Annotated in this window: 19 protein-coding genes; 11 read left to right on the top strand and 8 right to left on the bottom strand. The window is 39.8% G+C overall.

The features are described 5' to 3' along the window. Positions 1-2 precede the first annotated feature (2 nt). Together dapF and J2Y37_RS07480 are read left to right on the top strand one after the other, a co-directional pair. Positions 3-857 carry a diaminopimelate epimerase gene (gene dapF, locus J2Y37_RS07475; protein WP_241322976.1) on the top strand — a complete coding sequence of 285 codons (855 nt, stop codon included), beginning with the start codon at positions 3-5 and terminating at the stop codon, positions 855-857. Between the two features lie 58 nt (positions 858-915). After that, positions 916-1,521, top strand: a complete 606-nt coding sequence (locus J2Y37_RS07480; protein WP_349032419.1) for an alpha/beta hydrolase — start codon at positions 916-918, stop codon at positions 1,519-1,521. A gap of 2 nt (positions 1,522-1,523) precedes the next feature. Here the strand turns inward: J2Y37_RS07480 and J2Y37_RS07485 are convergent, their stop codons facing one another. Continuing rightward, a complete protein-coding gene (locus J2Y37_RS07485; protein ID WP_349032420.1) occupies positions 1,524-2,135 on the bottom strand; it encodes a LysE family translocator in 612 nt (203 codons plus the stop codon). Positions 2,136-2,486: 351 nt separating this feature from the next. Here J2Y37_RS07485 and xerA point away from each other — a divergent pair, with 351 nt between their 5' ends. From xerA to gyrA, 6 genes are all read left to right on the top strand, one after another. Continuing rightward, on the top strand, positions 2,487-3,407 hold the full coding sequence (gene xerA, locus J2Y37_RS07490; RefSeq protein ID WP_349032421.1) for a site-specific tyrosine recombinase/integron integrase: 921 nt from the start codon (positions 2,487-2,489) through the stop codon (positions 3,405-3,407). Further along, the gene (locus tag J2Y37_RS07495; RefSeq protein WP_349032422.1) at positions 3,397-3,978 is read left to right on the top strand and encodes a hypothetical protein; all 582 of its coding nucleotides are present in this window, start codon (positions 3,397-3,399) and stop codon (positions 3,976-3,978) included. The genes xerA and J2Y37_RS07495 overlap by 11 nt, the downstream gene beginning before the upstream one ends. Before the next feature lie 466 nt (positions 3,979-4,444). Beyond that, positions 4,445-5,194 (top strand): electron transfer flavoprotein subunit beta/FixA family protein, encoded by a 750-nt coding sequence (locus J2Y37_RS07500; RefSeq protein WP_004668959.1) that lies wholly within the window; start codon positions 4,445-4,447, stop codon positions 5,192-5,194. Positions 5,195-5,211: 17 nt separating this feature from the next. Continuing rightward, on the top strand, positions 5,212-6,147 hold the full coding sequence (locus J2Y37_RS07505; protein ID WP_004668958.1) for an FAD-binding protein: 936 nt from the start codon (positions 5,212-5,214) through the stop codon (positions 6,145-6,147). Between the two features lie 165 nt (positions 6,148-6,312). Beyond that, on the top strand, positions 6,313-6,957 hold the full coding sequence (locus tag J2Y37_RS07510; RefSeq protein ID WP_349032423.1) for a hypothetical protein: 645 nt from the start codon (positions 6,313-6,315) through the stop codon (positions 6,955-6,957). A gap of 475 nt (positions 6,958-7,432) precedes the next feature. After that, positions 7,433-10,171, top strand: a complete 2,739-nt coding sequence (gyrA, locus tag J2Y37_RS07515; RefSeq protein WP_349032424.1) for a DNA gyrase subunit A — start codon at positions 7,433-7,435, stop codon at positions 10,169-10,171. A 74-nt stretch (positions 10,172-10,245) separates the two neighbouring features. On the opposite strand, the gene J2Y37_RS07520 is transcribed toward gyrA, so the two are convergent. Genes J2Y37_RS07520 through J2Y37_RS07535 form a run of 4 tightly spaced genes read right to left on the bottom strand, consistent with a single transcriptional unit; the run spans position 10,246 to position 15,158 of the window. Next, positions 10,246-11,358, bottom strand: a complete 1,113-nt coding sequence (locus J2Y37_RS07520) for an ABC transporter permease (RefSeq protein WP_349032425.1) — start codon at positions 11,356-11,358, stop codon at positions 10,246-10,248. Continuing rightward, the gene (locus J2Y37_RS07525) at positions 11,355-12,485 is read right to left on the bottom strand and encodes an ABC transporter permease (RefSeq protein ID WP_349032426.1); all 1,131 of its coding nucleotides are present in this window, start codon (positions 12,483-12,485) and stop codon (positions 11,355-11,357) included. Before J2Y37_RS07525 ends, J2Y37_RS07520 begins: the two co-directional genes overlap by 4 nt. A gap of 3 nt (positions 12,486-12,488) precedes the next feature. Continuing rightward, positions 12,489-13,649: an efflux RND transporter periplasmic adaptor subunit gene (locus tag J2Y37_RS07530; protein ID WP_349032427.1), complete on the bottom strand. Its 1,161-nt coding sequence runs from the start codon at positions 13,647-13,649 to the stop codon at positions 12,489-12,491. Between the two features lie 12 nt (positions 13,650-13,661). Then, positions 13,662-15,158 carry a TolC family protein gene (locus J2Y37_RS07535; RefSeq protein WP_349032428.1) on the bottom strand — a complete coding sequence of 499 codons (1,497 nt, stop codon included), beginning with the start codon at positions 15,156-15,158 and terminating at the stop codon, positions 13,662-13,664. A 346-nt stretch (positions 15,159-15,504) separates the two neighbouring features. On the opposite strand from J2Y37_RS07535, the gene serC reads away from it, so the two are divergent. After that, positions 15,505-16,584 carry a 3-phosphoserine/phosphohydroxythreonine transaminase gene (serC, locus tag J2Y37_RS07540; protein ID WP_349032429.1) on the top strand — a complete coding sequence of 360 codons (1,080 nt, stop codon included), beginning with the start codon at positions 15,505-15,507 and terminating at the stop codon, positions 16,582-16,584. Positions 16,585-16,663: 79 nt separating this feature from the next. Here serC and J2Y37_RS07545 read toward each other — a convergent pair whose 3' ends face one another. Further along, positions 16,664-16,807: a hypothetical protein gene (locus J2Y37_RS07545; RefSeq protein ID WP_004668950.1), complete on the bottom strand. Its 144-nt coding sequence runs from the start codon at positions 16,805-16,807 to the stop codon at positions 16,664-16,666. Between the two features lie 36 nt (positions 16,808-16,843). Continuing rightward, positions 16,844-17,782 carry a hypothetical protein gene (locus tag J2Y37_RS07550; protein ID WP_349032430.1) on the bottom strand — a complete coding sequence of 313 codons (939 nt, stop codon included), beginning with the start codon at positions 17,780-17,782 and terminating at the stop codon, positions 16,844-16,846. A 241-nt stretch (positions 17,783-18,023) separates the two neighbouring features. Here J2Y37_RS07550 and J2Y37_RS07555 point away from each other — a divergent pair, with 241 nt between their 5' ends. Next, positions 18,024-18,494, top strand: coding sequence for a YaiI/YqxD family protein (locus J2Y37_RS07555; RefSeq protein WP_349032431.1), 471 nt, complete (start codon positions 18,024-18,026; stop codon positions 18,492-18,494). A gap of 7 nt (positions 18,495-18,501) precedes the next feature. Then, complete coding sequence (locus J2Y37_RS07560) at positions 18,502-19,395, top strand: EamA family transporter (RefSeq protein WP_349032432.1); 894 nt, start codon at positions 18,502-18,504, stop codon at positions 19,393-19,395. A gap of 19 nt (positions 19,396-19,414) precedes the next feature. On the opposite strand, the gene J2Y37_RS07565 is transcribed toward J2Y37_RS07560, so the two are convergent. Continuing rightward, positions 19,415-20,002 carry a PilZ domain-containing protein gene (locus tag J2Y37_RS07565; protein ID WP_241323029.1) on the bottom strand — a complete coding sequence of 196 codons (588 nt, stop codon included), beginning with the start codon at positions 20,000-20,002 and terminating at the stop codon, positions 19,415-19,417. Between the last annotated feature and the right edge of the window lie 10 nt (positions 20,003-20,012).

A 20,012-nucleotide genomic window follows, 5' to 3' on the forward strand; every position in this document is an offset into this window, starting at 1 on the left:
GGATGTATTTAGAATTCACCAAAATGCATGGTCTGGGCAATGACTTTATGGTTGTTGACCTGATTACCCAGCGCGCTTATTTAGATACCGTGACGATCCAACGTTTGGCCGATCGTCATTTTGGTGTGGGTTTTGATCAACTTTTGATTGTTGAGCCACCTGATTTTCCAGATGTGGATTTTAAGTATCGTATTTTTAATGCGGATGGTTCTGAAGTCGAGCAGTGTGGTAATGGTGTACGTTGCTTTGCACGCTTTGTGCATGAACGTCGATTAACCACGAAAACCAAAATCCGTGTGCAGACCAAAGCGGGTATTGTTGAGCCTGAGCTGGGTGCAAATGGTTTGGTTCGTGTGAATATGGGCTATCCGAAGTTTCTACCACAAGAGATCCCATTTTTAACTGATGCACATGAAGATGCTGAAGGTCTTTATGCACTTGGTTTAGCCAACGATAAAAGTATCAACATTGATGTGGTGAATATGGGTAATCCCCATGCCGTAACCATTGTTCCTGATGTGCTGACTGCTGATGTTGCAGGGATGGGGCCTCAAGTCGAATCTCATGTTCGCTTTCCACAACGTGTCAATGCAGGGTTTATGCAAATCTTGGATGAAAAACACGTGCGTTTACGTGTGTTTGAACGTGGAGTAGGTGAAACTTTAGCGTGCGGAACAGGGGCGTGTGCAGCAGCGGTGAGTGGTATGCGCCGTGGTCTACTTGCCAGTGAAGTTGAGGTTCAGCTTGCGGGTGGGAAGTTACATATCGCGTGGCGTGAAGGAGATGTGGTTTGGATGACAGGTCCAACCACACATGTCTATGATGCACGGTTAGATTTAAGATATTTTCAAGGTTAACCAAAAAAGAGCACCAGATGATGGTGCTTTTTTGTTTTAGGCTCATACAAAGTTGCTTATGAATAAAATTATCTTTTTGCCTGGTGCTTCTGGTGATCTGAGCTTTTGGCAGCCTGTTCGTGACTTATTGCCATCCACTTATACTAAAGAAATTATCAGTTATCCGGGATTTGGCAGTGTTGAAGCGAATCATGACTTAACAAGTTTTGATGAACTGATTGATTATGTCGTTGGTCAAATACAACAAGAATGTATCATCGTTGCTCAATCAATGGGTGGTATTTTTGCTGTGGCTGCGGCATTATCAAAACCTGAACTGGTAAAAGGATTGGTTTTGGTTGCGACATCTGGTGGAATTTCACTGGAACCTTTTGATGTACAAGATTGGAGAGAAGGATATCGTCAGCATTATTTACAATATCCTGATTGGTTTGTGACCACCAATATCAACTTTGAAGCTGAATTGGGTTCAATCAAAAACGACGTATTGTTGTTGTGGGGAGACCAAGATCCATTAAGTCCCCCTGTTGTTGGAGAGTACTTAAGTCAGCGTTTTTCACATGCTGAATTACATGTCATTCAGGGCGGTGATCACCAGTTTGCGCATACACATGCACAAATTGCTGCTGAGCACATCAACAACTACCTAAACAGAATTTTGTAGTTTTAACGTTTGCTGAATGCAAGTTTCAGTGCAAATAGAATAAAAATACTGCCTGTGATTCGATCCATGTAGCGAATAAATTTTGGCTGTTTTAAGTAATGTGATACGGATTGCATGGCAGAAATTAGAAACACAGACCAGATAAACCCGATGAACACATGAATCATGACCAGTCCCATCGTCCACGCAATCGGTGAGGCAGAATGTGGAATAAATTGAGGGAGAAATGAAATATAAAAAATACCAACTTTGGGATTAAGCAAATTTCCAAAAAATCCTTTGATAAACCAATTTTGATTCGATCCAGAATTCGCTGTACTTGCAAGTTCTGCTCTAGGTTTGAAGATCATATTGAGTCCAAGCCATGCGAGATAAGCGGCACCGATCCATTTTAAAACATCAAAGGCTAGATCGGAGGTCATCAACAAAGCCCCTAAACCACAAGCGACGATGACACCCCAAGCAATACAACCCAAATTAATCCCTAAAGCTGCTTGAAATGCTTTTGCTTTACCTTCGAGTGTCGCTGTACGAATAATCAAGGTCGTATCGAGACCCGGAGTAATGGTGAGTAATGTAATAGCGATCAGATAAGGGATTAGAATTGTTGTCATTATGCTAAGCTTAAAATCTAAAACTTGAAATTTATTGTATTACAACCCTGAGCAAGAACAAAGCACTGCTTTGATCGCAGCGCAAAGCGAAGCTCGAGGACAGGGATATTTTACTTGCGGAACGTTGTTCCTCATACTACGTTATCTTGCGAAACAGTGTTTCTCATCATTTAGAATGACTAAATTTCGAAAAACATGCCTTGTACCATCTAAAAAATCTTGCGCCAAAAATGGCTCATGTCGCAATGAGAGCTATAGCGCGTAAGGTGAAATGTCAACAGACCCTAATACATCAGCATAAAAAAATTGTTAGACTGTAGGCGTGATGAATTCAATAACATGGAGAGCTATTTGGAAACCCCTGCAAAACTGCTTTCTATGTGGCTAAAAGAACGTATGATTCAAAATCAGTCCGAGCATACCATTACGGCTTATCGGCGTGATTTAACCGATTTTTTTCAATTTTGTGAACATAAACAACTTCAGTTACAAGATGTTGAGGCATCCGATCTCAGACAGTATTTGGCTGAGCGAGTTGAACGAGATCAACTTGGTGCAAGTAGTTTGCAACGGCATTTGACTTCAATTCGCCAATTCATGAAATGGGCGGAACAGGAGCAATATTTAGTACAAAATCCATCAGAAGATTTTAAATTGAAACGCCAATCTCGACCTTTACCCGGTCTGATTGATATTGAAACTGTCAATCAAATCTTAGACCAAACAGCGCCTGAAAAACCGATTGATCAACAATTGTGGTTGCGGGATAAAGCAATATTGGAACTGCTCTATTCTAGTGGTTTACGTTTGGCTGAGTTGCAAGGCTTGACCATTAAAGATATTGATTTCAATCGACAGTTATTAAGAATTACAGGTAAAGGTAATAAAACACGTATTGTTCCTTTTGGGGCTAAAGCTAAGGAAAGTTTGATTGAATGGCTTAAAGTCTATCGGATTTGGGCGGGGCAATTTACTGCAGATTCAGCGGTATTTATTACCCAACGTGGTCAAATATTAAAACCACGGCAAATTGAAAACAGAGTAAAGCTGCAAGCGCAAAGAGCTGGAGTCGATGTCGATTTACATCCGCATTTATTAAGACATTGTTTTGCCAGCCATATGCTCTCTGCCAGTGGGGATTTACGTTCTGTACAAGAGATGTTAGGGCATAGTAATCTTTCAACGACCCAAATCTATACGCATGTGGACTTTGATCAACTCGCAAAAGTATATGACCAAGCCCATCCAAGAGCGCAGAAAAATGAGCATTAAACAACAATTTAATCTATCGCTAGATCATGATGCATTTATACAATGTAGCACTTGGATTGAAACGATTTTGCAGGAATATCGAACGGTTATTCAGCTAGATTATCAAGGCTATCTTAATCATTGTAAGCGTGTTGCAGCATGTTGTTTGAGTTTAAGCCAAGATAATCGGAGTGACACAATTTATAAAATAGCGATCGCTGTGGCTTTTCACGATATTGGTATTTGGACTGCGAAAACGATTGACTATATCTCACCATCAGTTGAACAAATGCATCAATATCTTGTTGCACATCAGCGCTTAGATTGGGAGCAAGAAATCACATTGATGATTACAGAGCATCATAAGTTAACCAAAGCAGAATCTTCCGAATACCCACTGGTTGAATACTTTAGACAAGCCGATTATGCAGATTTTTCATTAGGTTTGTTGCGTTCAAATATTCCAATGCGCGAGTTTAAAAAATTAACCAAACAGTTTCCAAACTCTGGGTTTCACAAGACTTTGATTTGTTTGGGTATGAAGCGTTTATTGCAAAAACCGTGGAGCCCGTTACCGATGTTTAAATGGTAAATTCAGTCGTTAACACCACGCTATAAGGCTGAAGCGATATATTATGTTGCAAAATTGAGTGTTTAATAGTCGATAGTTTTCAACTTTGTCATGAAAATTTGTTTAATTGGTATTCTTACTTTATTGCCAAGTTTTTGCAAAATAGATGCAATCGCTAAACTCACTGACCATGATCGCTTGCGGATCTTGTTTATTCGATAAAATATATCGATTCGAGGTCGTTGAATTTATAAATTATAATAAAAATCAAAATGTAATATTAATGTTAATCAAACCCCAACTTTATATGCTGAATAGGTGTTTTAAATTTGTGAACTGGGCATTTCATCTTTTTTCTGGTCGTAGCGGAAATTGTGACTTGACCAAAATGCCAAATACATTGCAAGATAGGGCACCTAAAAAGTTTCGATCGAAGAGTTAGAATGCTCTTTACTACATTTACTTGTTTAGAACAGCCGAGGATTACATGAAGGCTCTTGTTGCTGTAAAACGTGTGGTTGATGCCAACGTTAAAGTTCGTGTTAAACCGGACAATAGTGGGGTTGACCTTACCAACGTTAAGATGTCAATTAACCCATTCTGTGAAATCGCAGTGGAAGAAGCGGTTCGCTTAAAAGAAAAAGGAACGGTTTCAGAAATCGTTGTTGTTTCAGTGGGTTCTAAAGACGCTCAAGAACAAATTCGTTCTGCAATGGCTTTAGGTGCTGACCGCGGTATTTTAGTTGAAACTGCTGATGAAGTCGGCGCTTTAGAAGTTGCTAAAATCTTAAAAGGCGTTGTTGATGCTGAAAAACCAGAACTTATCCTTCTAGGTAAACAAGCGATTGATGATGACTCTAACCAAGTAGGTCAAATGCTTGGCGCTTTACTTGGTGCTGGTCAAGGTACTTTCGCATCTGAAGTTAAAGTTGATGGTGGAAAGGTTCAAGTAACGCGTGAAATCGACGGTGGTTTACAAACTGTTGAGCTTGGTCTTCCTGCAATCATTACAACTGACTTGCGTTTGAATGAGCCACGTTATGCTGCGCTTCCAAACATTATGAAAGCTCGTAAAAAGCCGCTTGATGTTAAATCACCTGCTGATTATGGCGTTTCAACTGGTACTAAGCTTAAAACAATTAAAGTTGAAGCACCTGCTGAACGTAAAGCTGGCGTGCAAGTGAAGTCTGTAGACGAGCTTGTAGAAAAATTGAAAAATGAAGCGAAAGTGATCTAATACAGAAGGATAAAATCATGAGTATTTTAGTTATCGCTGATCACAACAACCAGACACTTAACGGTGCAACTTTAAACGTTGTTGCGGCAGCTCAAAAAATCGGTGGTGATATTACTGTATTAGTAGCGGGTTCAGGCGCTCAAGCAGCTGCTGATGCTGCTGCTAAAGTTGCTGGTGTAAGCAAAGTATTGCTTGCTGACAACGCTGCTTATGCAAACCAATTGGCTGAAAACGTTGCTGGCTTAGTTGCTGACATCGCAAAAGGCGGTTACAAATACGTACTTGCTGCTTCTACTACGACGGGTAAGAACTTGCTCCCACGTGTTGCTGCACTTCTTGATGTAAGCATGATTACAGACATCATTGCTGTTGATTCTGCAAATACATTCAAGCGCCCAATCTATGCGGGTAATGCAATCGCAACTGTTCAATCTGATGAAGCAATCATCGTTGGTACAGTTCGTGGCACTGCATTTGATGCGGTTGCTGCTGAAGGCGGTTCTGCTGCTGTTGAAACAGTTGCGGAAGCAAATGATGCGGGTATTTCTAAGTTCGTAAACGAAGAAATCGTGAAACTTGATCGTCCAGAATTAACTGCTGCACGTATCGTAGTTTCTGGTGGTCGTGGTGTTGGTTCTGGTGAGAACTATCACAAAGTACTTGATCCATTGGCTGACAAACTTGGCGCTGCTCAAGGTGCGTCTCGTGCTGCGGTTGATGCTGGTTTCGTACCAAACGATTTCCAAGTAGGTCAAACTGGTAAAATCGTTGCGCCTGATCTTTATATGGCAATCGGTATTTCTGGTGCGATTCAGCATTTGGCGGGTATGAAAGACTCTAAAGTTATTGTTGCGATCAACAAAGACGAAGAAGCGCCAATCAACAGCGTTGCTGACTACTGGTTAGTGGGTGACTTGAACACTGTTGTACCTGAATTGGTATCTAAACTTTAATTCTTTTTTGAATTAAGGTAAAAAAGCGCTCTTGCGCAAGCAGTTAAAGCGATGCTTTACTGCTTTGCTCAGGAGCGTTTTTTATTAGAAGTGAGGTTAAGTGTACTTGTTGGTACACTTTTGCTAAAATATACACTTTGATCCATTTTGGATATTTTTTCTCCCATGAAGTTTGATTTACGTTTTAATTACACGACCGTGGCTTTACTGACACTGTTGTTGGTGATCTTGTTTTTGACAAATGTTGATTCACATTTCTTAATGACGTGGAAAGTTCATCTGATCGAAGATGCGCAAGCCTTGGTGTTATTGGCATGTGTAGCATTCACATGGTTCTATATGAAACCGAAACACTTAACAGAATCAAAAAAACTATTTTGGCTTTGGGCGATTGCATGGTGGTTTATGTTTTTTGGCCGTAGTATTAGCTGGGGACGTGATTATTTTCCTGATATTCCACATCTTTATTTTCGAATCATTTCGATTTTCGTGATTGCACCTGTTGTGTTCATGCCTTTTCTTTCAAAGTTGCGTGAAGAAATTAAATATAAATTCAATTCTGTTCCATTCCCATTCTGGTACTTGTTGATTGCGTGTGTCTCTTTATTTTTTGCTGATAGCGTTGAGCACCATCGATTTATTGATACATGGTTGTTGAGTAACACCATTCAGCCTGATGTGGTAGAGGAGCTGTATGAGGTACCCTTTATTTTAGCATTATTCTGTGCAGCCTTTTATTTTATGCAGTGGGACAAAATAATCGTCAATGAAACATCAATGATTCATGTAGAGCAGATCGAAGTAAAGTGATTGTTCTGGTGCGGCATTGGTGAGCGGCAGTTGTTAAAATCGGGGTGTTTTATTGCCATAAACTTGATATTGAGAATCTGAGTGACGCGGTCGCTTGGATTCGATGCCAAATATAATAAAAACATTAGTGCGAATTTCTAATTTTTCTGGGGCGAATATGTGCAGTATCACCAATTTTATAATATTAAATGCGATACCAATACAAAATAAATCGGTGATCTTTTGTTCAAAAAAAAAGTAGATTGCGCTTTATCTGACAGTTAATCACTTAGTGTTTTTAACTTGTTAATTCTAATGATTTTTTTATTGTAAAAAAATGCTATTTTCAGATCTCTAAACTCCCAGTTAGCTTGTGCTTTATGCTATAATTTTTCGCTGTATTTTTTTATTTTTAGCTCAAGTTTTTGGGCTAAATTTTGCAAGATTGAAGACATAAAAACAGGTAGATCCATCTACTTGTAAACAAGGAGTATGCATGAGCGTATCGGAAATCAGACCGATTGCCATTGAGGACGAACTCAAGCATTCATATCTAGATTACGCGATGAGCGTAATTGTATCTCGTGCATTACCAGATGTAAGAGACGGTCTTAAACCTGTTCATCGTCGTGTGTTGTTTGCAATGCATGAATTGGGCAATGATTATAACAAATCATACAAAAAGTCTGCTCGTGTTGTCGGGGACGTGATCGGTAAATATCACCCCCACGGTGACAGTGCTGTATACGAAACAATTGTTCGTATGGCACAGGACTTTAGCTTGCGTTACATGTTGGTTGATGGTCAAGGTAACTTCGGTTCAGTTGATGGGGATAGCGCGGCTGCAATGCGTTATACCGAAGTTCGTATGCAGAAGTTGACCCATGAAATTTTGGCTGATTTAGAAAAAGATACGGTCGATTGGGAAGACAACTACGACGGCTCTGAGCGTATTCCTCAAGTCATGCCAACGCGTATTCCAAATCTTCTGATCAATGGAACCACGGGTATTGCGGTGGGTATGGCGACTAATATGGCGCCACACAACATGACCGAAGTGGTCAATGCTTGTTTAGCCTATGCAAATAATCCAAATATCTCTGTAGAAGGATTGATGGAGCATATTACTGGTCCAGATTTCCCTACAGGCGGTATTATTTACGGTAAAGCAGGCATCGTTGATGCTTATCGTACGGGTAAAGGTCGTTTACATATTCGTGGTAAATATCACTTCGAAGAAGATCAGAAATCAGGTCGAACGACGATTGTCTTTACTGAAATTCCTTATCAAGTCAATAAAGCAAGAACGATTGAACGTATTGCTGAGTTGGTTAAAGAGAAGAAATTAGAAGGTATTTCTGAGCTTCGTGACGAGTCTGATAAAGATGGTATGCGTATCGCGATTGATTTGAAGCGCGGTGAAAATGCAGAAATTGTTGTAAATAATTTATTTCTGCATACCCAGCTTCAAAACTCGTTCAGCATCAATATGGTTTGTCTAGATAATGGCCAACCAAAATTGATGAACCTAAAACAGATTATTGCGGCGTTTATTCGTCACCGTCAAGAAGTGGTGACTCGTCGTACCATGTTCGAATTGCGTAAAGCACGTGAGCGCGGGCATATCTTAGAAGGTTTAGCAGTTGCATTAGCAAATATCGATAAGATCATTGAAACCATTAAAACTTCTGCAAACCCAGCCGAAGCGCGTGAGCGTTTACAAACAGGTGAGTGGGCAGGTGGTGGTGTCATTGCTTTATTGGAAAAAGCCGGTGCAATTTCTGTTCGTCCAGATGAGATTGAAGGTGAAGATCCTACTCGTCCATTTGGTTTGTCTGGTGACATCTATCGTTTATCACCAACACAAGTTTCTGCAATTTTAGAGTTACGCCTACATCGCTTAACGGGTTTAGAGCAAGACAAGCTACATGCAGAATATACTGAAATATTAGGGCAAATTGCTGAATTAACAGCAATTCTCAATGACTTCAACTTGTTGATGAATTTGATTCGTGAAGAGCTTGCTTTAATCATCCAACAGTATGGTGATGCGCGCCGCACAGAGATTATTGAGTCTGGTGTCGATTTCTGCCGTGAAGATTTGATTCCAGAAGAACAAGTCGTTCTTACTGTTTCTCAAACAGGCTATGCGAAAACCCAACCACTTTCTGATTATCAAGCACAGCGTCGTGGTGGTCGTGGTAAGTCTGCGACATCAATGAAAGATGATGACATCATCCAACATTTAATTGTTGCTTCAAACCATGCCACGGTATTGTGTTTCACCAACGTTGGTAAAGTTTATCGCTTAAGAGTGTTTGAAGTACCTCAGGCTTCGCGTGGTGCCAAAGGTCGTCCAATTGTTAACTTGCTGCCACTTGATGCGAATGAAACAGTAACTGCAATTTTGCCACTCAAAGATTTCCCTGAAAATCATTATGTCTTTATGGCAACAGCATCGGGTACGGTAAAACGTGTCGAGCTAGTACAGTTTAGCAATGTCCGTTCAAATGGTTTACGTGCAATTGAACTCAATGAAGAAGATACCTTAATCGGTGTTGCAATCACTGATGGCAAGCAGCAAATCATGTTGTTCTCGAACGAAGGTAAAGCAATTCGTTTTGCTGAAACCGATGTTCGTGCGATGGGTCGTACTGCGAAAGGTGTCCGTGGTATGCGCGTCAGCTTTGCGAGTAGTGTGCTGGAAGTCGAAGAGACAGACATCATTGAAAATGATGAATCAGATGATGGCGATGATGTAGCTGAATTAAACGTCATCAGCCGTATTGTGTCGCTTGTGGTTGTTCCAGAAACAGGTGAAGTGCTCTGTGCGTGTGCTAATGGTTATGGTAAGCGTACTCCAGTGGGTGATTTCCCAACCAAGAAACGTGGTGGTAAGGGTGTAATCGCGATCAAAACTTCTGATCGTAATGGCGAGCTAGTAGGTGCTGTTTCGATTGATGAGAGCAAAGAGCTGATGTTGATTTCTGATGGTGGTACTTTAGTTCGTACCCGTGCGTCAGAGGTTGCCACTACAGGTCGAAATGCACAAGGTGTTCGTTTAATTCGCTTAAGCGAAGCTGAAACATTGGTTGGTGTTGTTTCGATTGAAGCTGTTGAAGTGGAAGATGATGAAGTGTTAGAGGTTACAGAAGAAGCTGTAAATACTTCTCCTGATACCACGACTTCTGACGAAATTTCATCTGAATCTAAAGATGATGCGATTGAAGAATAATTAATCTCTTAACAGAAAAACCCAAAGTTATCTTTGGGTTTTTTTATGGGGGTTACTTTAAAAAAGAAAGGAAGCTACTGAGCTTCCTTATTGATGGGTTTCATGATGACTAAGCGATAGTAGGAAAGCGTCAATAGGACTGCACTTACAGTAGCCAAATAAATTAACTTTGGTGCGACAATTGCTGTTGGTACACCCATTTGATTAAGTTGTACAAACATTTGTACCCCATGAGTAGATGGTAGTATCCATGCGAGTGCTTGCATCCATTCAGGCATAGCAGCATGTGGCCAAGCTGCACCTGTTAGTAAAAACAGGGGAATGGACGTCACTACGACTAAATGCCCGACACGTTCAGGCATATCCACAAGCGAACCAAGTAACAGACCAAGACCAATGACACAGCTCACATAGATCGGTACAGCGAGGAGCATTCCCCAGAAGTTTCCACCATGTGGGTATTCATAGAGCCAAAAGGTAAAACCATATAAATAGAGACTTCCTAAGCCGCTAATCGTAAAGATGGTCGCAAAAATGGCCGAGAATTCGGTAGGTTGCGCTGACCAGCCTTGTTCACGATAACTGGCGATGAGCATTGCTAAGCCGAGCAAAATGGTTTGATGAATAATTAGACTGGCAACTGCAGGAAAGATATAGCTGCCATAACCCGATAAGGTGTTAAACAGCGGGATTTCGTGAATCGGCATTTCGATTTCAAACTGTGAAGCATCACCAAATTTCTCCATATAATCTTTCAGTGCATATTCGATAGAGGTGGCAAGACCTGTACCTGCTTCTTTGGTTTGCAGAAAATACGCAGTACTGAGATAGAGTCCGATACCACCCATTTCGCCACGCATGAGACTTTGACTTAGATTTTCAGGCAGTAATAGAATGGCTTCAGCCTTTTGGTTTTTGACCATTTGCTCCGCTTCAAGAAAATCACTCGTGACCGCTTGAATATGGATATGTGGGCTATTTGCAGTTTGACTAATAATTTTAGAGCTTAAAACACTTTGTTCTTCATCGACAATGACGATCGGAATATGTTCCGCAACCTGTGCTTTGTAGGCGGTTGGGTAGAAAAAGCTGTACATGATGATTGAGACAATCAGTGTGGTAAACACTGAATTGTTTTTCACAATATTTTTAAAGGTCTGCTTGTAATAGAAGAAAAATAATTTCATGAGTGAATCTCCTGAACATTTTTCTTTAATAAGCGAAGACTTAACGCAGTAAATAGCACCGCAAAAACAAGTAAAATTACGAATGGTGCAATTGAAACCACGATATCACTTCCGATAACCCATTGTTCAGTTTGTAACTTGGCATATGGTGTAAATGGAATAATCATTGACCAGAACTGAGTAAATATCGGTGCGTTATTTAAAGGAAGCGTCACGCCAGCAAAACTCATCGATGACCCCCCGTACAATGCAATAAAACCAAAGGTTTTGGGCAGGTCTTTTGTGGCTAAAATAACGCTGCTGCTAATCATGGCATAGGCAAAGTAAAACACAAATTGAGCGATCAACAGAAAGCTGAGTGAACCTGCAATAAAATAGCCTTTGATCTGTGTTAGCCAGAACATCCAGCACCATGTCCAAAAACAGAAAATGAAGACATAGAGTAGAATCTTGGCAAAGAATCGAGACACGATATGCGTTGAACCAATCCAGTCCGCAAAGGTATGTCGTTTAAATTCCTGCCCGATGGCAAATGCAATGCAACAACACAATAATAAATGCAGTACCGCAGGCACGATAAAGGGTTCTAAAAATAGCTCATAGCTCATGCTCGGGTTATACAGCATAGAAACTTTGACATGCGGTGTTGGAAACTCAGCATAGGGAATCTTGTTAGCTAAATAGCTATTACCTAAGTAATCACCAATTGCATTTAAGGTACTGCTTTGCATCGCAGAGGCAATTGTATTGCCAATACTAAAAAAAGATTGGTTATAGGCGATGCTGATTTGAGCATTTTTTGCCTGTACCAGTCGTTGTTCAGCGCCTTCTGGAATAAAAACAAAACCCCAAACTTGAGTATTATTAATCATCCGTTCAACTTCATCTTGGCTGGCGCTGATGGTCTTCACTTTCAGACTGGGATTAATACTCAGGTTATGGATGATTTTTTGGCTTAACTGGCTTTGGTCTTGATCAATAATGGCGATTGGTAAATGTTCAGCTTTGCCGGCGGAAAGCATGCTGACAAAAAAGACAATCACCAGTAGCGGCATAATAATAGCCATAAAAGCATCTACTTTATGGCGTTTTAAATAACGCAGCTCCCGAAGTATGACAGCAAACATCGGTTACTTTGCCTCTTTAATTTTAAATAGTACGCTCATTCCGACTTTGAGATCAGGAATGGATTGTTCTGGTACTAAATGAAATTTAAAGCTACGGATATCATAACCGCCTGTTTGACGTGTGGTTTTAATGGTGGCAAAGTCGCCTTCAACATCAATATTTTTCACTTTAAAAGTGACGTTCTGATCCAGGGCAGGAATAAAGCCTTCAAGTGTTTTGCTTTTATAAACACTGTTATACATGTCTTCACGAACATTTAAACTCACCCACAATTCATGATCTTCAATGATGCTAACCACAGGTACACCCATTGCGACCAATTCTGTTGGTTTGCCATAGGTTTTGGAAACAGTACCGTCAATTGGCGAGTAGAGTTTGGTTTCTTCGGTCAGTGCATTGGCTTCTTTCACTGCTGCTTGTGCCATGGCAACTTGTGCATCGGCTGTTGATTTTTGTTGCTCAGTACTGCCTCGTTTCGCACGAGCATACTGTTGATAAGAAGCTTCCGCAGTTTCACGAGCCGAAATTTGAGTTGCTAACATTTCATCCCGACGTTGACGAGAAATAACGCCTTGTTGGAATAGCGTTTCTCCACGTTTATAAGTGGTTGCCGCTAAATCTGCTTGCGTTTTCATCGCTTGCCAATTGGCATATAGGGTTTCGATATTTTCCTGTTGGGCGCCGCGATAGACAGTGGAATGAAAGGCTGTCGCACTTTGCAATGCTGCTTGTGCTTGCTCTCTCTTGGCTTCTAATTCAGGGCTAACAAAACGAATTAATGGTTGTCCTTTTTTTATGATTTGTCCTTCAGACACATAAAACTCTTCAATACGACTTGGCACTTTAGTGCTGATATGCACGGTTTCTGCTTCTACACGACCTTGTAATTCAATGGTTTTGGGTTGATAAGCTTTCCACAGACCAAACGCGATGATACCTAGAATTAAGATCAAGATAATTAAGCCAATGATTTTAGCTTTAGATTTTTGAGGCGGCTCAGTCGGCGAGTTTGGTGGATTAGATGTAACTGCATTATCAGCAGAGTCTACTTGTTCTGTCGTAGAGCTTGGTTCATTTACGCTTTTTGGTGTTTCGGCTTCGGTCACTTTTTCCACGTCATTCGTATCGCGTTCTGAATTGGATGGGGATTGATTCTGGCTCATAAGATTCTCCAATTAACGGATATAGTCAGTACGTGGTTGGTTCACATAAAGCTTGAATTCATCAATTGAACCGTAGCTTTGTAATAAAGTCGCTAAAGATAAAATGTATTTATAAGCGTTCACTGCCATTTCACTTCTTAACCCGCTTAATGCGTTTTGAGCATCAATGACTTGGGTTGCTGTGCCCATGCCTTCTTTAAAAGAGAGCTGTTGAATACGTAGGTTCTCTTGTGCAGCTTTGGTATTTTGAGTCAGGAGTTGATGACTGGTCTGGGAAGCATTTAATTCGCTATAAGATTTATATAAAACATTTTCAATTTCTTGCTTGGTTCGTTCGGTCATGAGTTCGGCTGCATAACGTTTTAATTCGGCGGCATGCACATTTTTATTTTTATCTACTCCTGAAAATAAATTGTATTTTGCCATAACACCGACGATCCAGTTTTCTTTGTCATCTAGACCATATTCACCAAAAGCAAAAAGGCTGGGTCTTTTGGCTGCTTGTTGGATTCTTACATTTTCATTGGCGAGTTGAGTATCCATCTGCAGCTTTTTGACCAAGCTGGAATTTTGGTCATAGCTGGCAAGCAATTTATCCAGAGAGTGGTTTTCTGCGGTATTTACAAAGAGGGGGGTGCTGAGATTTAAGCCTTCTTTAGTCTGTAATAAATTTTGAAGACTAAACTGACTGGCACGCAAATTCGACTGTGCATTTTGATAAGTACGTTCAGCATTATTGCGTGCCACTTCAAATTGCATGCGTTGCCCTTTATTAATAAAGCCTTGCTGCTCCAATTTCAGGGCATTGTTATAGTGTTCTTGCATGGCATTCAAATTAAACAGACTCGCGTTGAGCAATTGCTGTTGTAATTGCACATTGAAATAAGATTGAATCATTTCAAAACGCTGTGAATCTTGTTGTTGTTTCACACTTATATTGGAGCGCTGTGCCTGAATATTGGCAATTTGTTTGGCACTATTGATTTTCCCACCTGTGTAAAGTGGCATGACCATCGAGACTGAGGTACGGACATCATGATCTTTAATGGTGACATCTAGATTATTTGGAACTTTATTGAGACCATCATTTACGGTTTGATCGAAACCTTGACTGACTTGATCAATCGCCTCGGGCGAAAGTACATTTTCCCACTGTGATAATTTGTCATCAAATCCACGTGTCAGGGAGTTTTCGAGTCGGCGTTTACTTGACTCTAACGGTACGCTGGTTTCACTATGAAAAGAGTAAGCACGTGCATTTAAATCAATGCGTGGAAGACCTAAATGTTTGACTGCTTCCATTTCAAGTTGTGAGGCTTGTTGCAAAGCTTGTTGTGCTTGTGAAGCATAAGCATTTTCGACAACATATTGTTCGGCTTGGTTATAACTCAACGTCTGGGCAAATAGCGAAGTCGAGAATAGAGCACAGCTAATCAAGTGAATACTCAAGCTCAGTTGTTTAGGCAGCCGTTTGATCTTAAAACTTGGTCGATCATGTCGTTTCAACATTATGGTATGTCGCAATTTAATATTATCCTGAGTTAGTCTAAATTGTTTTTATAAAATTTAAATATTATGTTTTTAATTAAATAGTTATATCGCTCCGATTGGTGTATTCAATTTGTAAAAAATAGAGTTTTTAGTCTAGTAAAAACAAGATAAATCTCGTTTTTGAAGCTTATAAATATGTATCCAAATGATGATTAAAATAAATTTAAAAGGATAAACATGATTGAAAAATTAATAAGATTTAGATGATTAGATTGAAATATTTACTCGATAAGCTGCTGCAAGCTGCGTCAATCTGTGCTTAAATTCCTATCTCAATTTGTTCCACTTTGACAAAGGAAAATTCATGCGTGCTTATAATTTCTGCGCTGGTCCTGCTGCATTACCCACTGCCGTTTTAGAAAAAGCTCAACAAGAGATGTTGGATTGGCAAGGTAAAGGTTTGTCGATCATGGAAATGAGTCATCGTAGCAATGACTATGTTGCTGTAGCAGAAAAAGCTGAAGCTGATTTGCGAAAGCTCATGAACATTCCAGAGAACTATAAAGTTTTGTTCTTACAAGGTGGTGCATCCTTACAGTTTTCAGCGATTCCACTGAATTTGTTAGGAAACAATAATAAGGCTGACTATATTCATACTGGAATTTGGTCTGAAAAAGCATTAAAAGAAGCGAAGCGCTATGGCGACATCAATGTTGTTGAGGCTGGTACTTTAATTGATGGTAAACATGCAATCACTGAGCAAAGTACTTGGAATCTTTCTCAAGATGCTGCCTATGTGCATTATGCGGATAACGAAACCATTGGTGGTTTACAATTTGCAGGTATTCCTGAAGTAAATGCACCTTTAGTTTGTGATTATTCATCAAGTATTTTGTCTGCGCCATTAGATGTAAGCAAATTCGGTTTAATTTATGCAGGCGCACAAAAGAATATCGGGCCAGCGGGTTTAACGATTGTGATTGTTCGTGATGATTTACTTGATCAAGCAAAAGCGGATATTCCAAGTATTTTAAAGTATGCAGATCAAGCTAAAAATGGCTCAATGGTCAATACACCAGCAACCTATGCATGGTATTTGTCGGGTCTCGTCTTCGAGTGGTTACTTGAGCAGGGCGGCGTAGACGCAATGTATAAAGTTAACCAAGAGAAAGCTAATTTACTCTATGGTTATATTGATTCTAGTGATTTTTATAACAACCCAATTGCACTGCCAAATCGTTCAATGATGAATGTGCCATTTACACTGGCGGATGAAGCACTGGAAAAGACCTTCTTAAAAGAAGCAGAGCAAAGTCATTTGCTTAACTTGGCAGGACATCGTTCAGTAGGTGGCATGCGCGCCAGTATTTATAATGCTGTTCCATTAGAAGGCGTTCAAGCATTGGTGAACTTTATGGATGAGTTTGCCAAACGTCATGGTTAATTTATAGCAACTAGACAAATAAAAAGCCCTCAAATCAAAATGAGGGCTTTTATTTATAAATAGGGTGATGATTAAAAAATTAGAACAAGCCAATTTGATGAAAAATAAGTGCTGCTAAAAACATACCAAGTAAAAAAAAGCAATAAGCACCAACATCAAGTTTAAGGCCTTGATCACTCGAATGAATAAGACTGGTGGTCGTTTGTTCCGGTATAATTTTCATTAGAACGCCTAAAAATGCCCTTTATGTGATTTTTTGTCACTTTAAAGCAGTTTTAGCATAAATATTGGCCTGAATCCATAGATTGCCACGAATATATTGGCCAATGTTAAAGTTTTTATACAAAACATTTTTAGTTGCAATACGAATGACGATTGCAGGGAGATCATCTTCTAAAACTAAAGTCACGTCATACAGGGTATATTCATCTTGCATAAACTGCATTGTGGTTTTACCCACGATATTTCCTTGGAACCAAGCTTCATCTTCTTGGCCTAATGTTTCCCCGAATAAATAGGCCACCATTTTAGAAAAGTCGACAGTTACAGGTTCTTGATCTTCTGGGGTTTTTGGTTGCCAGTCATTAATAAGTTCTTGTAAGTTTTCTGGTGCAATTCCATTATGTTCGGTCAAAATCGCATTTAATGCACGATGATGTTTAATTGAAGCAGGGTCATCAACAATGATTTTCTCACCATCAGCAACGATTTCTAATTCATAAGCCCAAGCATTAAATTGGACTTGATAAGTTTGGTTCTTATCATATTTGCAGTGATTTACACTGAATAAATTATCAAAGGCATAAATAACGGTATTTGTATTTAAACTTAAACGTAATACTGCTTGAGTTGCAGAATCACAACGAGTAATTCGCTCGATTTTTGCATCATATTTATATGGACTTTCAAAACTTGGAAAAGCCGTTTTTAAAGCACGTGGTTTTTGATCTTCAACTGCAATAATTTGATTTATTGAAACGGCTTCACCACTTGGTCCTTGAATGAGCCAAAAGGATTGATCCATCTCCTGTTCATCTTCACAGAGACCCATTGGCATCACAGGTGCATCCAGTGCCAGCCCTAACCACTTGGGAACATCGGTTTCAGGTGTGTCGGTCAACAAGTTCCAGTGTTCAACATGGTTGCCGAAATTTTGATCTTGAATTGTAATCGTTTCTGGACTGTTTTGATTTTTCATAAAAGCGCGATGCAAAAAGATTGAACTTATTCTATTAAATCGAGGGTAACTGTCATATTTCAAGTCTGGATATGTAATTCTATAAATTTAATTTACTTTCTTGATGTAAAGTGCAAATGACAGGTTCGATATTTTAAATATCAATTAGGGGCTATTGATCTCGTTTAAGTTTATTTCCGCTAGCTCTATCGCTATGCCAATCTGCTACACTATATTTTTATTTATATGAGCTTTCGCTAACGTGCTGCCATTTAAATTATGGGTAGATGCAGATGCTTTACCTAAAATTTTACGTGAAGTTATTTTGCGTGCATCGGACCGCTATCAATTAGAGGTGACCTTTGTTGCGAACCAAAATGTAGGAATTACGCCCTCCATGCGTATTAATTCGATTCAAGTGATGAGTGGGGCGGATCAAGCTGATCAAGAAATTGTAGATCGAATGCGTAAAAATGACATTGTCATTACACAAGACATTCCGCTTGCAGCACAAGTCATTGAAAAAGGAGGGATTGCAATCCATCCTCGTGGCGAAGTTTATACCACAGCCAATGTCAAAGCTCGGCTACATTTACGTGATTTCATGGACACTTTACGTGGTGCTGGAGTTCAGACGGGTGGACCACCGCCGATTTCGGAAAGAGATAAGCGAGAATTTTCTAGCGCATTAGACCAAACGATTTTCAAACAAAAACGTAAAACAACTTCTTGAGCAGAATATGCCCTCACGTATTAATTTAATGCTTACTTACGGTTTGCTGATCTTTATTTGGGCATCAACGCCTTTAGCAATTGTTTGGAGTGTTTCTGATTTACATCCAATGTGGGCATTACTATTACGTTTTTTAATCGCGTTACCGTTAGCAATATCGGTTTTAGTATTTTTAAAAGTTAAATTTCCAACCGATAAAGTTGCGCTATTGAGTTATATTGCTGGTGCTTTGAGTCTGATTGGCTCACAAATTTTTACTTATGCTTCAACAGCTTATTTAAGTTCTGGTTTGATTGCATTGATGTTTGGTTTAGCCCCGATTATGGCGGGCTTAATAGGGCGATTTGCTTTTCAACAGAAACTTGCTGCTTGGCAATGGTTGGGAATGGCAATCTCGATTGTTGGACTGGCTATGATTTGTCTCAGTGGCAATCAAAAACATGTGCAGCCGATCGGTATTGTTTTGATGTTATTGAGCGTGTTTTCTTATTCATTGTCAATTTTCTGGGTAAAGAAGATCAATGCAGATCTACAACCGATGGCGCAAGCCACGGGTTCGATTCTCATTTCGACTTTATGTGCATTGTTGCTGTTACCTTGGATTTGGCAGTACGCACCGACACAAATTCCTTCGGCAAAATCATTATTGGCACTGGCTTACACTGTAGTTGTGGCATCGTTAATTGCGATGTTTTGTTATTTTAAATTGGTTCAAAACTTAAAGGCGACAACATTGTCATTGACCACGGTGATGACACCGATGTTAGCAATCTTGATCGGTGCATATTTTAATAATGAACAATTGTCGGTACAGGTATTTGCCGGTGCAACGATTATTTTATTTGGATTATTCCTTTATTTCTTTAAAGATCTACAAGCCTATCGCCGTTTAAAAATATAAATTTTATCTTTGCTTCGTTTTAGCGTTCATTGACTTCCAGTTTTTGTGCTTGTTTTACACTGGCTGTGAGTTTGGCTCGATCTTGTGGGTTTAGGGTAATAAAGTAAGCGCCGATACGAAATTTACCTTGTTCTTCTGCTGTACTGTAGGCAACCTGAGCCGTTGCCGCGATATGGAAGAAGTTTTCAGGGTGGCTTAAGGTGATATGAATATACGTCCCTTCGTTGATATCTTGGGTGCTAAAGAAGCTCAAGCCGTTCTCTGAAAAGTTCACTTGTTCTGGTACAGGGAGCTGAGATTGCACGATATTGTCGTAGAAAGATCCCGTAATCAGATTTAATTTCTGATTAAAAAGGGATAAGATGCGAGCAATTTGTTGATCTTTTTCATTTAATTGTTCTAATTCGTAGCGAAGTGCATGATCAAATTGATCTAATTCAGCAAGTAGTAGAAAATAGCGTGGCAGTACAAAATGAGAATCATAAGGGTCATTCAGGGCGACATCATCTGGAATGATTTGATAGTTGATTCTCAACACGGCATCAATACGAGACATCACGCGACGTTCTGCGTTGTCGTCAATAAGATGATGTTGTGAATTTTCCATAATAAATCAC

This window comes from Acinetobacter sp. 3657 (genome assembly GCF_031456775.1).
Taxonomy (GTDB): domain Bacteria; phylum Pseudomonadota; class Gammaproteobacteria; order Pseudomonadales; family Moraxellaceae; genus Acinetobacter.